The 13,955-nt window shown below is 70.5% G+C and carries 11 protein-coding genes; 6 read left to right on the top strand and 5 right to left on the bottom strand.

The genetic code is table 11. The features are described 5' to 3' along the window. Positions 1 to 24: 24 nt before the first annotated feature. The 3 genes from ppc to QWJ39_RS05350 all read right to left on the bottom strand — a co-directional run bounded on the left by ppc (position 25) and on the right by QWJ39_RS05350 (position 4,715). Positions 25 to 2,862, bottom strand: coding sequence for a phosphoenolpyruvate carboxylase (gene ppc / locus QWJ39_RS05340; protein ID WP_290256687.1), 2,838 nt, complete (start codon positions 2,860 to 2,862; stop codon positions 25 to 27). A 128-nt stretch (positions 2,863 to 2,990) separates the two neighbouring features. Continuing rightward, positions 2,991 to 3,845 (bottom strand): Rieske (2Fe-2S) protein, encoded by an 855-nt coding sequence (locus tag QWJ39_RS05345; protein WP_290256688.1) that lies wholly within the window; start codon positions 3,843 to 3,845, stop codon positions 2,991 to 2,993. Between the two features lie 189 nt (positions 3,846 to 4,034). After that, a complete protein-coding gene (locus QWJ39_RS05350; protein ID WP_290256689.1) occupies positions 4,035 to 4,715 on the bottom strand; it encodes an NAD(P)-binding domain-containing protein in 681 nt (226 codons plus the stop codon). A 123-nt stretch (positions 4,716 to 4,838) separates the two neighbouring features. Here QWJ39_RS05350 and QWJ39_RS05355 point away from each other — a divergent pair, with 123 nt between their 5' ends. Together QWJ39_RS05355 and QWJ39_RS05360 are read left to right on the top strand one after the other, a co-directional pair. After that, positions 4,839 to 5,459 carry a TetR/AcrR family transcriptional regulator gene (locus QWJ39_RS05355; RefSeq protein ID WP_290256690.1) on the top strand — a complete coding sequence of 207 codons (621 nt, stop codon included), beginning with the start codon at positions 4,839 to 4,841 and terminating at the stop codon, positions 5,457 to 5,459. 75 nt (positions 5,460 to 5,534) lie between these two features. Then, positions 5,535 to 6,389, top strand: coding sequence for a DUF1684 domain-containing protein (locus QWJ39_RS05360; protein WP_290256691.1), 855 nt, complete (start codon positions 5,535 to 5,537; stop codon positions 6,387 to 6,389). A 9-nt stretch (positions 6,390 to 6,398) separates the two neighbouring features. On the opposite strand, the gene QWJ39_RS05365 is transcribed toward QWJ39_RS05360, so the two are convergent. Next, positions 6,399 to 7,661, bottom strand: coding sequence for an acyl-CoA dehydrogenase family protein (locus QWJ39_RS05365; RefSeq protein ID WP_290256692.1), 1,263 nt, complete (start codon positions 7,659 to 7,661; stop codon positions 6,399 to 6,401). Continuing rightward, positions 7,658 to 8,455: an SDR family NAD(P)-dependent oxidoreductase gene (locus QWJ39_RS05370; RefSeq protein WP_290256693.1), complete on the bottom strand. Its 798-nt coding sequence runs from the start codon at positions 8,453 to 8,455 to the stop codon at positions 7,658 to 7,660. Before QWJ39_RS05370 ends, QWJ39_RS05365 begins: the two co-directional genes overlap by 4 nt. 160 nt (positions 8,456 to 8,615) lie before the next feature. On the opposite strand from QWJ39_RS05370, the gene QWJ39_RS05375 reads away from it, so the two are divergent. The 4 genes from QWJ39_RS05375 to QWJ39_RS05390 all read left to right on the top strand — a co-directional run bounded on the left by QWJ39_RS05375 (position 8,616) and on the right by QWJ39_RS05390 (position 13,944). After that, complete coding sequence (locus tag QWJ39_RS05375; RefSeq protein WP_290256694.1) at positions 8,616 to 9,959, top strand: glycoside hydrolase family 76 protein; 1,344 nt, start codon at positions 8,616 to 8,618, stop codon at positions 9,957 to 9,959. 163 nt (positions 9,960 to 10,122) lie between these two features. Beyond that, positions 10,123 to 11,175 carry an iron ABC transporter substrate-binding protein gene (locus tag QWJ39_RS05380; RefSeq protein WP_290256695.1) on the top strand — a complete coding sequence of 351 codons (1,053 nt, stop codon included), beginning with the start codon at positions 10,123 to 10,125 and terminating at the stop codon, positions 11,173 to 11,175. Positions 11,176 to 11,179: 4 nt separating this feature from the next. After that, positions 11,180 to 12,772 carry an iron ABC transporter permease gene (locus QWJ39_RS05385; RefSeq protein ID WP_290256696.1) on the top strand — a complete coding sequence of 531 codons (1,593 nt, stop codon included), beginning with the start codon at positions 11,180 to 11,182 and terminating at the stop codon, positions 12,770 to 12,772. Next, a complete protein-coding gene (locus QWJ39_RS05390) occupies positions 12,769 to 13,944 on the top strand; it encodes an ABC transporter ATP-binding protein (RefSeq protein WP_290256697.1) in 1,176 nt (391 codons plus the stop codon). Before QWJ39_RS05385 ends, QWJ39_RS05390 begins: the two co-directional genes overlap by 4 nt. Positions 13,945 to 13,955 lie beyond the last annotated feature (11 nt).

Genomic DNA, 13,955 nt, shown 5'->3' on the forward strand with positions numbered 1-13,955 from the left:
GAGGGAGCGTCACCAAAGAGCCCCTTATCCCGTGTTGCGCAGGCCCGCCGCGACGCCGTTAACGGTGATCAGCATGGCCCGCTGCAGCCGCTCGTCGATCTCCCCGCCGGTCATCTCGGCGTCGGAGGACCCCGTGCCTGCCGCCCGTATGCGGCGCAGCAGCTCCACCTGCAGGTAGCTGATCGGGTCCAGGTACTGGTCCCGGATTTCCAGGGAGCGCTTAAGCCCGGGCTGGGCGTCCAGCAGCAGGTTCTCCCCGGTGAGGGCCCGGACCTCGGCCACGGTGAGGTCGAACTCGGCGCGGATGGCGTGGAAGATCCGGTGCAGTTTCTCCGGGACCAGGGTGGAGACGTAGTAGCCGGCGATGTCCATGTCCGTCTTGGCCAGCGTCATCTCCACATTGGAGAGCACGGAGCGGAAGAAGTGCCAGTGTTCCATCATCACGGCCAGCTGCTCGGTGTGGCCGGCCTCGCGGGCGGCCTTCAGCCCGGAGCCGACGCCGAACCAGCCGGGCACGATCTGCCGCGACTGGGTCCAGCCGAAGACCCACGGGATCGCCCGCAGCCCCTCCAGCCCGGCGCCGGAATCTGGGCGCTTGGATGGCCGCGAGCCGATGTTCAGCGAGCCGAGCTGCTCCACGGGGGTGGAGGCCACGAAGTAGGCCGGCAGGTCCGGGTCGTCGATCAGGCTGCGGTAGCGGGCGAACGCGGCGTCGGAGACGGTGTCCATGACGTGGCCGTAGCGCTCGCGCTGGTCCTTGGTGGTGCGCGGCGCCCGGTGCAGCGCGGACCCCTGCAGGACGGCGGCCAGGGAGAGTTCGAGATTCTCGCGGGCCAGTTCGGGCAGCGAGTACTTGTCCGCGATGACCTCGCCCTGCTCGGTGAACTTGATCTCGCCGTCGAGCACGCCGTTCGGCTGCGCCAGGATCGCGTCGTAGGTGGGACCGCCGCCGCGGCCCACGGACCCGCCGCGGCCGTGGAAGAGCCGCACCCGGACACCGTGCTTGGCGGCGACGTCGCGCAGTTTGCTCTGGGTCTTGTGGATTTCCCACTGGCTGGTGATGACGCCGGATTCCTTGTTGGAGTCCGAGTAGCCGAGCATGATTTCCTGCACGTCGCCGCGGAGCCGGACCAGCTCGCGGTAGGAGGAGTTGGAGAGCAGCGCGTCCACGATCTCGGCGGAGGCGCGGAGTTCCTCGACGGTTTCCAACAGCGGCGCGAAGCCCAGCTTGGCGTACGGCGCCTCGCCGAAGAGGCTCACCAGGCCGGCCTCGCGGGCCAGGACGGCCGCGGCGAGGACGTCGTCGGCGCCGCGGGTCATGGAGATGATGTAGGTTTCGACGACGTCGGGGCCGAAGGTGCGCAGCCCGCGGCGGATTTCGCGGAAGACGTCATAGGTGCCGTCCGCGGCGCCGTCGAGCTTGATCGGGTGGCCGGAGAGCGGCCGGCGGGAGGCCAGCTCGGCGCCGAGCACCTCCAGCCGCTGGGCCCGGCTCAGCTCGGCGTAGCGCACACCGGGTCCGCCCAGCCGGTCCATCAGCTGGCCGACGGCGTCGTGGTGGTGGTCGGCGTGTTCGCGGATGTCGAGGGTGGCCAGGTGCAGGCCGAAGGAGGCCGCGGCGCGCCGGACCCGGGCCAGGGCGCCGTCGGCGGCCAGCGCGCCCTGGTGGTTCCGCAGCGAGGTGTCCAGGAGCTCGAGCTCGGCCAGCAGTTCGGCGGTGGCGGCGTAATCGCGGCCGGGTTCGTGCGTGGACCCGGCGGCCACGCGGCGGCGGGTGTTCAGCAGCTTGGCCTTGATGCAGGTGAGCTTGAGCCGGTAGGGCTCCTGGGCGTTCAGCTCCAGCACGCGGCGGTCCAGGCCGGGCAGGTTCTTGAGGTCGACGTCGATCGAGTCCAGCAGCGCCTGGTCGGCGCCGGCCAGGGCGGTGGAGTTCGAGAGCATCGAGATCAGCCCGTCGATCAGCTCGATGCAGATCCGGACGGCGTGCTGGTTCTGGATCTGCAGGATCTCGCGGGTGACGGCGGCGGTGACATTGGGGTTGCCGTCCCGGTCCCCGCCGATCCAGGAGCCGAAGCGGACCGGCGCCGTGCCCACCGGCAGGGTCACGCCGTGCTCGGCCAGCAGGTCCGCGAAGTCGGACATCAGTTCCGGCATCGCATCCGTCAGGATCCCGGTCAGGTAGTAGATCGCGTTCCGTGCCTCGTCCACCGGGGTGGGCCGGACCTGGCGGAGCTCGTCGGTCTGCCACATCTGGTCGATCACCTCGGCGAGCTGCCGGTCCTGGCGGCGGCGGGCGGGGGTTCCCTCGGCGGTGGGCTGGGCCAGGATGTCCGAGAGCCGCCGGACCTTGTCCAGCACCGAGCGGCGGGAGGCCTCGGTGGGGTGGGCGGTGAAGATCGGCCGGAGGTCGAGGGCGTTGACCACGTCCTGCAGCACGCCGGTGCCGGCCTTCTCGGCGATCTCGGCGATCGTCTTGGCCAGCCAGCCGTCCTTTTCCTGGCGGTTGCGCAGCCCGCGGACCCGGTGGACCTGCTCGGCGGCGTTGACCAGGTGGAAATAGAAGGCGAAGGCGCGCACCAGGTCGGTGGCCTGGTCCAGCGGCAGGGAGCCGAGGAGTTCGCGGACCTGGGCGACGACGTCGTACGAGCTCCAGGGGCCGGTGGCGTCCGCGCCGCCCCGGGCGGCTTCCTTCGATTCCTTGGTCAGCAGCCGCACCTGCTCCACGAGGTCGAGGAGCTCGGGGCCGTGCTGGCGGACCAGGGATTCGCCCAGGAGCGTGGACACCCGGCGGACGTCGGCGCGCAGTTCGGCGGCGAGGTCGTCGGCCAGCTCGAGGCCGGAGGTCAGTGCAGTGTCAGCCATGGAAGCATCTTTCGAGGTTCGAGGTGGCTCGTACACTGCGCTGGATACTGTGAGCCGGGTTACCTCTGGGATGTTACCCGCCTCACGCGCCGCGTGGGGAATCGGTTCCGTCTATTGGGCCGGGGGTATCAGGCCGTCCGGCGCCTGACTTCGATCCGCCCCTCATTGATCCTGGTGTCATAGGCCGGCTGCGGCCGGGTAGCCGGGCCCCGGACCACGGTGCCGTCGGCCAGCCGGAATGTGCTGCCGTGCCAGGGGCAGACCACGCAACCGTTGTCGACCGTGCCCTTCTCCAGCGGCCCGCCGGCGTGGCTGCACACACTGTCGACGGCGAGTATCGCCGCGCCAGTCCGGCACAGGAGGACGGTGACCTTGCCCGCCTCGACCTTGCGCGACCCGCCCTCGGGGAGTTCGGCGTCGTCGAGCACCGGAGTCCACTTCGAGGGGCCGTTCCGGTCCGCGGTCCTGTTGACGTTGACCGCGTTGGCGAAGCTCAGGTGGCCGCCGAGGAACCCGCCAAAGGTCAGGACGCCCAGCCCCGCCAGGCCCAGGGCCGTCCCCGCGCCGCGGTTGCCCCGGAAGCGGGCGGCGCTGGAGCACGCGTAGAGACCCAGGGCCACGGTGTTCACCGCGGCATGGACCAGCCCCACCCGTCGCGGTTTTCCGGCCGTGTCCGACCAGTCGTTGAGGCCGGCCGCCGCCGTCGGAACGGCTGCGGCGATCCCCACGGTCACCAACAGGTCCGCAGCCGGTTCCATCTCCCTGCCACCCACGGTGTCCAGGAGGGACGCCATGGTCCACGCGCCGATCGGGATATCCGTGAGCAGGGGGTGCAGCGGGTGGCCTAGGACGGTGCCGCTGAGCAGGTTGCGGACGGCGCGGGGCTGCACAGCCTTGCCGACCAGGCCGGCGAGGGCGGACGCCGGACCATCCAGCCCGTCGAAGCGTTCGATGGCGGCGACGACGGAATCCATCGGGTTCATAACGGCTCCTCGGATGGCGGGCGAAGGACCGCACAGCACGGGAGGCTGCCGGTCGCCTGAGGCGGCCCGGCGCTGCCGGGCCGCCGGATGGACCCAGTGTTCCACCCGGGCCGCTTCAAGGCCCGGGACCTTTGGCCCCGGATCCCGCTGCGGGGACCTCCCGGGTCCCCGCCTCCCCGCGAGCCGTCCCTAGCGCGCGATCTTGAAGTTGAAGTCCGCGTTGCCCAGCGCTCCCCAGAGCCGCAGCCAGACCGGCAGCAGCATCTCGGTGCCGCGGGCGGTGGTGATGTCGCCGAGGTCGATGATGTCGCGGTGGCCCAGCTCGGCGAGCAGGCCGGAGACCTGGGCCTTGGCCTCGGCGTCGTTGCCGGAGACGAACACGGAGTGGTCGCCGCCTGCCACACTGGCGGGGTCCACCATCACGGAGGCGTTCATGGTGTTCAGCGTCTTGACCACCCGGGCCGCCGGGAAGGCGCGCTGCAGCTGCTCGCCGAGGCTGTCCGTGTTCACCGGGTTCAGCGACGGCGGGAAGCCCTGGGAGAAGTCCAGCGGGTTGGCGATGTCCATGATGACCTTGCCGGCCAGATTCTCCTCGCCGGCTGCGGTGAGGGCGGGGAGGGAGCCGGAGCCATTGGTGGCGTTGACGATCAGGTCCGCCCCGGCGGCGGCGTCGGCGAAGGTGGTCAGCCGGATGCCGGGGTGCTCGGCGTGCCACTGGGCGAAGGGGACGCCACCCATGGGGCCGGCCTCGGTACGGGCCAGGGTGGCTTCCGGGTCGCGGGTGCCGATGACGACGTCGTGGCCGAGCGCGACGAGGGCGGCGGCGACGGCGGGGCCGACGGTTCCGGTGCCGAAGACTGCGATGTTCATGGTGACCTCACTGGAGACGGGAATTCTTGGCAGACAGGTTTGTCTACCTCTTTCCGGGACGCTATCAGACAGATCTGTCTATGCACAAGAGCGCGCAGACAGACCGGTCTGTAGCATGGAGGTATGAGTCCAGCAGCAGCACCCGCCCCGGCCGCACCGCAGGCGGTCCGCACGCCCGCCGGCCAGGCGCGGGAGAGGATCCTGGCCACGGCCTTCCGGTTGTTCTACGCCCACGGCCTGCGGGCCGCGGGGATCGATACGATCATCGCCGAATCCGGCGTCGCCAAGGCCACGTTCTACAAGTACTTTCCTGCCAAGGACGACCTGATCCTGGCCTACCTGGAGCACGTGGACGGGGTCTGGTCCGGGCAGCTGCACGCCGCCGCCGAGGCCGCCGGACCGGAGCCGGCCCGCGAGCTGGTGGGCCTGTTCGACGCGCTCACCACGGCCTGCCGCCGCGACGGCTACCGCGGCTGCGCCTTCATCAACGCCGCCGCCGAGTCCCCCTCCGGCACCCGCGCGCACGAGCGGACAGTCGCACACAAGCAGTCCATCCTTGCCTGGATCACCGAGCTGGCCGAACGGGCCGGCGCCGGGAATCCGGAGGCCCTCGCCCGCAGCCTGACCCTGATCCTCGACGGCGGCCTGGCCAGCGGGGTGCTCGACGCCGACCCCGCCGCCGCGGCCGCCGCCAAGGCCACGGCCGAGCAGCTGGTGGCCGCCGCCGTCGCCGTCCCCCGCTGACCCGCCCCGCTCCCCACCCCTCCCCACCCACCCAACTAACTCGCAGTAGTTGGGCAGAAACCCCCGGAGATGACAATGACCCCCGCAGACGCGCAGAACGCCGACCCGCAGCTGGCCCGTTGGCGGCGGTTCCGCACCAACCGCGACGCCGCCCTGGCCACCGAATACGGCTGGCTGACCCTGACGTCGTTCCAGTGGCTCGCGGATGAGGCGTCCGCCCTTGAGCTGGTTCCGGGCCTCTGGTGGACGGACGGCACGACGGCGTTCCTCACCGCCGCGGCCTCGGACGGACTGACCCTGGTGGAGACCGGAGAGCCGGTGGACGGGACCATCAGCGCGGGTTTGGCCGACGAGGAATCCCTGATCTGGGTGCAGTTCGGCGGCGACGACGGCAAGCGGGTGCGGGTGGAGCTGGCCATGCGTGGCGGGAAGTACGCCATCCGGACCCGCGACTCCCGGTCCCCGGTGTTCACCGGCTTCGGCGGTGTCCCCACCTTCGGCTACCGGCCGGACCTTGTGGTCGAGGCGCGGTTCGAGCCGTACCCGGAGCCGGTGGACGTCCCGATCGGCACCGCGAACCCGCTGGTGGACGGGGTGCACCGCAGCGTCGGCGAACTCGTCTTCCGACTGCCCGGCAGCAACCCTGAGTACCGACTGCAGGCCGAGGAGGAGAAACTCGGGGCCCTGACGGTGACGTTCCACGACGAAACGAACGGCGACTCGACCGACGAGTGGCGCAAGGTCTCCACCGCCCGCCCAAGGCCGGACGGCAAAGTGGTCCTGGACTTCAACCGGGCCATCAACTACCCCAGCGCCTTCACCCCGTACGGCACCTGCCCTATGCCGGTGAAGAACAACAGCCTGGACTACCGGATCGAGGCCGGGGAACGGGTGCCTGACGGCGCCCCGGAGGACGCCGCCGGCAACTGAACGAGTGCCTTAGACGATCGCCGAGACCCCGGTGACGGCCCGGCCGGCGATCAGGGTGTTGATCTCGAAGGAGCCCTCATAGGTGTAGATCGCCTCGGCGTCGGCGAAGATCTTGGCCATCCGGTAGTCGGTGACTATTCCGTTGCCACCCAGCAGCGACCGCCCCATCGCCACCGTCTCCCGCATCCGGGCGCTGGCGTAGGACTTCGCGAGGGCCACCTGCGGCATGTCCGCGGCGCCGGCGTCCTCCAGCTGGGCAATCCGCACCATCATCCCGGTACTCGCCACCGCATTGCCCAGCATGGTCACCAGCTGCTGCTGAACCAGTTGGAATTTCGCCAGCGGCCGGCCGAACTGGCGGCGTTCGACGGCGTACTGCCGGGCGACGTCGAACGCGGCCAGCTGCTGGCCCACCGCCTGCCACGCCACCATGATCCGGGAGCCGCGCAGCAGCTCGTTGGTGTCCTCAAAGCTGCTGATGCCGGCGAAGCGGTCCGCTTCGGCCACCCGCACGTCGGTGAAGACGATGTCCGCGTTCTGCACGGTCCGCAGCGCGATCTTGTTCTCGATCCGGCTGCGGCTCACCCCGGGGAGGGTGGCGTCGACGATGAAGCCGCGGATGGCGCCGTCGGCCTCGTCGCGGGCCCAGACAAGCATGTAGTCGCAGAAGGTGCCGTTGCCGATCCAGCGCTTGGCGCCGTTGAGCACCCAGTAATCGCCCTCGTCCCCGCCGGAGACGCGCCGGGCGCTGGTTTCCATGCCGCCGGCGACGTCGGAGCCGTGGTTCGGTTCGGTCAGGGCGAAGGCGCCGGTGGTGCGCAGGCTGGCCGCGTCCGCCAGCAGCCGGGAACGCTGGTCCTCGGAACCGAACTCGTAGAGCGACTCGACGAACAGGTCGTGGTGCACCAGGAAGAAGGTGGCCAGGGAGGTGTCCGCCCGGGTGATCTCGGCGATGACGATCCCGGCGAAGAGGTTGCTGTAGCCGCGCTGGACCGGCGTGCTGAGCTCCAGGGCGGCGAGCTTGGGCAGGATGTGCGCGGGGAATTCGGCGCGGTTCCACCATTCCTCCGCATAGGGCGCCACCTCGCGGGCCAGGAAGCCGCGCAGTTCGGCCAGCTTGGCGCGTTCGACGTCGCTGAGCAGCGCCTCGTAGCCGAAGAAGTCCGCGCCGGGCAGGTCGCGAAGCTCGTCGGCGGCCCCGGAAGCGGCCACCTCCTGCGCCCGGCCCGCCTGCGCCTGCCCTCCTTGCACCCGGTCCATCGCGAGCGTCACTTCGGGCCCATCCGGATGGCGCCGTCCAGCCGGATGGTCTCGCCGTTGAGCATGGCGTTGTCCACGATGTGCGCGGCGAGGTTGGCGTACTCCGCGGGCCGGCCCAGCCGGGACGGGTGCGGCACCTGGTGGCCCAGGGAGTCCTGCGCCTCCTGCGGCAGCCCGGCCATCATGGGGGTCTCGAAGATGCCCGGCGCGATGGTCACCACGCGGATCAGTGAGCGCGCCAGTTCGCGGGCGATCGGCAGCGTCATGGCGGCGACGGCGCCCTTGGAGGCCGCATAGGCGGGCTGGCCGATCTGGCCGTCGAAGGCCGCGACGGAGGCGGTGTTGATGATGACGCCGCGTTCGGGGCCGCCGAGCTCCGTGGCCACCGGCTCGGTGGCGGCCATCGCGGCGGCGGCCAGCCGGATGACGTTGAAGGTGCCCACCAGATTGACCTGGATGACGCGGTTGAAGGCCTCCAGCGGCAGAACGCCGTCGCGGCCCAGGACCTTGCCCGGGGTGCCGATCCCCGCGCAGTTCACCACGATGCGCAGCGGGCCCAGCTCCGCGGCGGCGTCGACGGCTTCCTGCACCTGCTCCTCGTTGGTGACGTCCGCGGGCACGAACACGGCCCGGTTCCCGGCGGCACTTTCCATCCCGTTCAGTTCGGCGGCGAGGCCCTCCCCCGCGGCGCCGGGCAGGTCCACCAGGACCACCGAGGCCCCGGCGTCGAAGAGCCTGCGTGCGGTGGCGGCGCCCAGCCCGGACGCGCCGCCCGTGATCAGTGCGACGGTACCCAAGACGTCCATACATCCTCCTTGATGTGGAAACCCCTGCCCGGTCGCACAAGGCCGGCCGGGCCGCGGCGTCCGGAAACGTTAGTTAGTACACGTTAACTGGAATTGACACAGAGCGCACCCATTCGTGGAGATTCAGCGCCGCGGGCGCCCCCGCCACTACTCTGGGACCATGACCGCAGCCGCCGCCCATTCCCCTGCCCCGAACTGGTCTTTCCGCGCCGACGAAGCCGCGCGTTCGGTGACCCGGCTGTTCGGCCAGAGCCTCTTCTTCCTCCCCGGTACCCACATCGGCGCCATCGTCCGCCCCTCAAGCCGGCTGAAGAACCTCTCCCGGCCTTGGCACTACTGGTGGCAGGCGCATTACATGGACTGCCTGGTCGACGCCGGGCGGCGGGAACTCGGCGTCGCGGGCCACACCCCGGCGCACTTCGACGGCAAGAACCTGCCCAGCGCCGGCAAGCTGGCCTCCCGCCTGCTCAACGGCATCCGGGTGCGGAACCTCTTCACCGTGGTCAACAGCTACTACGACGACATGGCCTGGCTGGCCCTGGCCACCCGGCGGCTGGAACTCCTGGCCGAGGACGGCCGCAAGAGCGCCGGCCGCCGCCGCAACGCCCGCGTCCTCACCCGGCTGGGGGCACAGTTCGACGCCGCCTCCACCGACGACCTGGGCGGGGGCACCTTCTGGAGCAAGAAGCGGGACTTCAAGAACACCCCGGCGACCGGGCCGGTGGCGCTGCACTACGCCCGGACCGGCCAGGCGGCGCGGGCCCAGTCGCTGCTGGACTGGCTGGACGCCAAGCTGCTGGATCCGGAGCAGGGCCTCTACCGGGACGGCCTGCGGATTGTGCCGGAGGGGGAACCCCGGCTCGAAGAGGCCGTCTACACCTACAACCAGGGCCCGGTGCTGGGGGCCCTGCTGGAGCTCGGCGGCGAGGCGAACCTGGCACGGGCGCAGGAACTGATCACCGCGGTCCGCGAGCACCTGACCGTGGACGCACCCCTGCTGGGCCGCCGCGGCGAAGTAATCCGCGGCGAGGGAACGGGCGACGGCGGCCTCTTCAGCGGGATTCTGGTGCGCTACCTGGCCCTCGCCGCGGTGGACGAGCGGCTCCCGGAGGAGACCCGGGCGACGGCGGCGCGGCTGGTCACCGACACGGCGGAGGCCTTCTGGGAGGGCCGGCGCGTGGTCGGCGCGAACGAGCCGCTGGCCCGCAACGGCGCCCGGCTGGTCTTCTCCGCCCGGCCCGAGCTCCCCGCGCGCCGCACCTACCCGGCCGGCGCCGACGTCGAACTCTCCACCCAGCTGCAGGCCTGGATGGTCCTTGAAGCCGCGGCCTCGATCGCGCCCCGCCTGCCCGCGATCGTCGACGCCGCCGACGCGGAGCAGCCGGCGGAAGGACAGCCGGACGAGGGACAAACGGGCGAGGCGCGCCCGGACGTGCCCGCCGAACCCGATCCCGCCTCCGCCGCCGTCGACGCCACGGCCCCGCGGCAACACGAAACCAATTAAGTCACGCAATAGTTTCGTAATTCGTGTGATCTCCCTCACTTAAGGCGCTCTCGGCTTGGTTGCTTAGGTTTGGCTAACCTACAGTTTTTTGTAGTGAGCATGCCCTAACCTCCCGCTCACGGAGGCGGGTTCCTACGACCTTTTCCTTGCAGAAAGCAGCCCCATGAAGATCCGCAAGAACGCGCTGGCAGGCGTCGCCCTCGCCGCCACCGCCGCGCTCGGCCTCGCAGCCTGTGGCTCCGGTTCGTCCTCCTCCGGCAGCAGCGCCGGCGCCGACGGCAAGCCCTCCGGTGAGATCACGGTCTACAACGCCCAGCACGAATCCCTCACCAAGGAGTGGGTGGACGAGTTCACCGCCGAGACCGGCGTGAAGGTGACCCTCCGCCAGGGTTCGGACACCGAGATGTCCAACCAGATCATCCAGGAGGGCCAGGCCACCCGCGCCGACGTCTTCCTGACCGAGAACTCCCCGGCCATGGCCCAGGTGGAGAACGCCGGCCTCTTCGCCGACGTTGACCCGGCCACCATCGGCCAGGTCCCCGCCGAGTTCCGCCCGTCCACCAACAAGTGGACCGGCATCGCCGCCCGCTCCACCGTCCTGGTCTACGACAAGACCAAGATCAGCGAAGACAAGCTGCCCAAGTCCATGCTGGACCTGGCCAACCCGGAGTGGAAGGGCAAGTGGGCCGCGTCGCCGTCGGGCGCCGACTTCCAGGCAATCGTCTCCGCGCTGCTCGAGCTCAAGGGTGAGGCCGCCACGGAGGCCTGGCTCAAGGGCATGAAGGACAATTTCAAGGCCTACAAGGGCAACAGCACGGCCATGAAGGCCGTCAACGCCGGCGAGGTGGACGCCGCCCTGATCTACCACTACTACTACTACGGTGACCAGGCGAAGACCGGCGAGAACTCCAACAAGGTCACGCCGTACTTCTTCAAGAACCAGGACCCGGGCGCGTTCCTCTCCGTCTCCGGCGGCGGCGTGCTGAAGTCCTCGAAGAACGCCGGCGCGGCCCAGGCCTTCCTGAAGTTCATCACCGGGAAGAAGGGCCAGGAGATCCTGCAGAAGGGCACCTCCTTCGAGTACGCGATCGCCTCCGATGTGCCGTCGAACGACAAGCTGGTCCCGATCAAGGACCTGCAGGCACCCAAGGTCGATCCGGCCAAGCTCAACTCCGCCAAGGTCACCGATCTGATGACCAAGGCAGGACTGCTCTAAACCAGTGACCAAGACGCTGGCGGCTCCCGGGACCACCGGAAGCACGACGACGGCGGGCCGGGGCAAGCGCCCCCGCCCGCCGTTCGGCGTGTCCGTGGTGGCCATCCTGGCGGTCCTGATCGCCCTGTTCTCCCTCCTCCCCCTGGGCTACGTGGCGGTGATGACCGTCGCCACCGGCTGGGACACCGCTGTCAGCCTGATCTTCCGGGCGCGGGTGGGTGAGCTGCTGCTGAACACCGTGCTGCTGATGGTCTTCACCGTCCCGCTCTGCCTGGTGATCGGCGTCGGCGGGGCGTGGCTGGTGGAACGGACCACGCTTAAGGGCCGCCGGGGGTGGGCCGTGCTGCTGGCCGCTCCCCTGGCCATCCCGGCGTTCGTCAACAGCTACGCGTGGGTCTCCGCCGTCCCGTCGCTGGGCGGCCTGTGGTCCGGGGTCCTGATCGCCACGCTGTCCTACTTCCCGCTGGTCTATATTCCGGCCGCGGCCACCCTCAGCCGGCTGGACCCGGCGATCGAACAGTCCGCGGCCTCCCTGGGGCTGGGAGCGTGGCGGGCGTTCTTCCGGGTGGTGCTGCCGCAGCTGAGAATCGCGATGACCGGCGGGGCGCTGCTGGTGGCGCTGCACCTGCTGGCCGAATACGGGGCGTTCGCGATGATCCGGTTCGACACCTTCACCACCGCGATCATGGTCCAGTACCAGTCCACCTTCAACGGGGCCGCCGGCAACATGCTGGCCAGCGTGCTGGTGTTCTTCTGCCTGATCCTGCTGCTGGTGGAGGTCCGCGGCCGCGGCACCGCACGCTACGCCCGGGTGGGTTCCGGGGCCCAGGCGAGGGCCCTGCGGCTGCCGCTGCGCTTCTACCAGGCACCTGCCCAGCTGTTCCTGCTGGCCGTCACCGCGCTGGCGTTCGGCCTGCCGCTGACGTTCGTGGTGCGCTGGATCGTCGCCGGCGGCGCGGACATCTGGTCCGCCGAGGAGTTCCTGCCCGCGCTGCTACAGACCCTGGGCTACGGGCTCGCCGGGGCCGCCGCCACCACCGTCGTCGCGTTCCCGATGGCCTACATTGCGGTGCGCCGGCCCAGCTGGTTCAGCAAGGCCCTGGAGCTCTCGAACTACGTCACCAGCTCGATGCCCGGAATCGTCGTCGGCCTGGCCTTCGTGACCGTCAGCATCCGGGTGGCGCCGGACCTGTACCAGACCACCACGCTGCTGATCGCCGCCTACGTCCTGTTGTTCCTGCCGCGGGCGCTGGTGAACCTGCGCTCCGGGCTGGCCCAGGCACCCAAGGAACTGGACGAGGCCGCCCAGGCCCTGGGCAAGCCGCCGCTGCTGGCGTTCCTGCGCGTCACCTTGCGGCTGACCGCCCCGGCGGCGGCCGGCGGTGCGGCGCTGGTGTTCCTGGCGATCGTGAACGAATTGACGGCCACGCTGCTGCTCTCCCCGAACGGCACGCGCACCCTGGCCACCGAATTCTGGAGCAAGAGCAGCGAGATCGACTACGCCGGCGCCGCACCGTATGCGCTGCTGATGATCCTGCTCTCCGCCCCGATGACCTACCTCCTCTTCCAGCAGTCCAAGAAAGCAGCGGGACAGTGACCGAACAACACCCCTCCCGGCTTCCGGAACCCCGGATCGCCGCCTCCGTGGCCCCCAGCACCAACAGCCACCTGGAGGTCGCGGCCGTGACCAAGAACTTCGGCTCGCAGGCCGTGCTCAAGGGCGTCAACCTCTCCGTCGCCCGCGGCGGCACGACGGCGATTGTGGGCCCGTCGGGGTCCGGCAAGACCACGCTGCTGCGGCTGATCGCCGGGTTCGAGCACCCGGACACCGGCAGCATCTCCCTGGGCGGGCAGAAAGTGGCCGGCGACGGCGTCTGGGTACCCGCGCACAAGCGCCAGGTGGGCTACGTGGCGCAGGACGGCGCGCTCTTCCCGCACCTGACCGTGGGCCAGAACGTGGCGTTCGGGCTCGACGCCGGCAAGCTCCCGGGCGGGCACCGCGGCGTCAAGGCGCGGGTGGCCGAGCTGCTGGAGATGGTGGCGCTGGACCCGGCCATGGCCAGGCGCCGGCCGCACCAGCTCTCCGGCGGCCAGCAGCAGCGCGTGGCGCTGGCCCGCGCTCTGGCCCGCGAACCGGAACTGATGCTCCTGGACGAGCCGTTCTCCGCCCTCGACGCCGGCCTGCGGGTGGCCACCCGCCGCACCGTGGGCAAGGTCCTCCAGGACGCCGGGGTCACCACCATCTTGGTCACCCACGACCAGGCCGAGGCGCTCTCCTTCGCGGACCAGGTGGCCGTGATGCGCGGCGGCAAGCTCGCCCAGATCGGCAACCCGTTCGTGGTCTACACCCGCCCCGCGGACCGGGCGACGGCGGAGTTCCTGGGCGACGCCGTGATCCTGGACGCCTGGATGGAGGGGTCCCTGGCCACCTGCTCGCTCGGCGGCATCCCGGTCCGCCGCCCGCCGGCGCAAGGCCGGGTCCAGCTGATGCTGCGGCCCGAACAGATCCGGATTGCCGAGGACGGACCCATCCGCGGCACCGTGGTGGACACCGACTATTTCGGCCCCGAAACCACGGTCCGGCTCCAGCTCCCGGTCCCGGCGAAGCTGGCCGAGGGCGACGTGGCGGACCACCGCTACCCCGGCGGCGGCGAAATCATCACCATCCGGCACTGGAACGCCTCGATCGCCCGTCCCGGTACCGAGCTGTGCCTGCGTGTGGTGGGCGAGGCCGTGGCCTTCCCGGTCGAGGACACCCCGCAGGCCTAGGACCCTCCCGG

The sequence above is a fragment of the Arthrobacter sp. YD4 genome, assembly GCF_030410515.1.
Taxonomy (GTDB): domain Bacteria; phylum Actinomycetota; class Actinomycetes; order Actinomycetales; family Micrococcaceae; genus Arthrobacter.

Excerpts from the sequence above, each read along its gene's own strand:
- QWJ39_RS05380 (WP_290256695.1), top strand. The coding sequence starts at position 10,123 with ATGAAGATCCGCAAGAACGCGCTGGCAGGCGTCGCCCTCGCCGCCACC.
- ppc (WP_290256687.1), bottom strand. The coding sequence starts at position 2,862 with ATGGCTGACACTGCACTGACCTCCGGCCTCGAGCTGGCCGACGACCTC.
- QWJ39_RS05345 (WP_290256688.1), bottom strand. The coding sequence starts at position 3,845 with ATGAACCCGATGGATTCCGTCGTCGCCGCCATCGAACGCTTCGACGGG.
- QWJ39_RS05355 (WP_290256690.1), top strand. The coding sequence starts at position 4,839 with ATGAGTCCAGCAGCAGCACCCGCCCCGGCCGCACCGCAGGCGGTCCGC.
- QWJ39_RS05360 (WP_290256691.1), top strand. The coding sequence starts at position 5,535 with ATGACCCCCGCAGACGCGCAGAACGCCGACCCGCAGCTGGCCCGTTGG.
- QWJ39_RS05370 (WP_290256693.1), bottom strand. The coding sequence starts at position 8,455 with ATGGACGTCTTGGGTACCGTCGCACTGATCACGGGCGGCGCGTCCGGG.
- QWJ39_RS05375 (WP_290256694.1), top strand. The coding sequence starts at position 8,616 with ATGACCGCAGCCGCCGCCCATTCCCCTGCCCCGAACTGGTCTTTCCGC.
- QWJ39_RS05350 (WP_290256689.1), bottom strand. The coding sequence starts at position 4,715 with ATGAACATCGCAGTCTTCGGCACCGGAACCGTCGGCCCCGCCGTCGCC.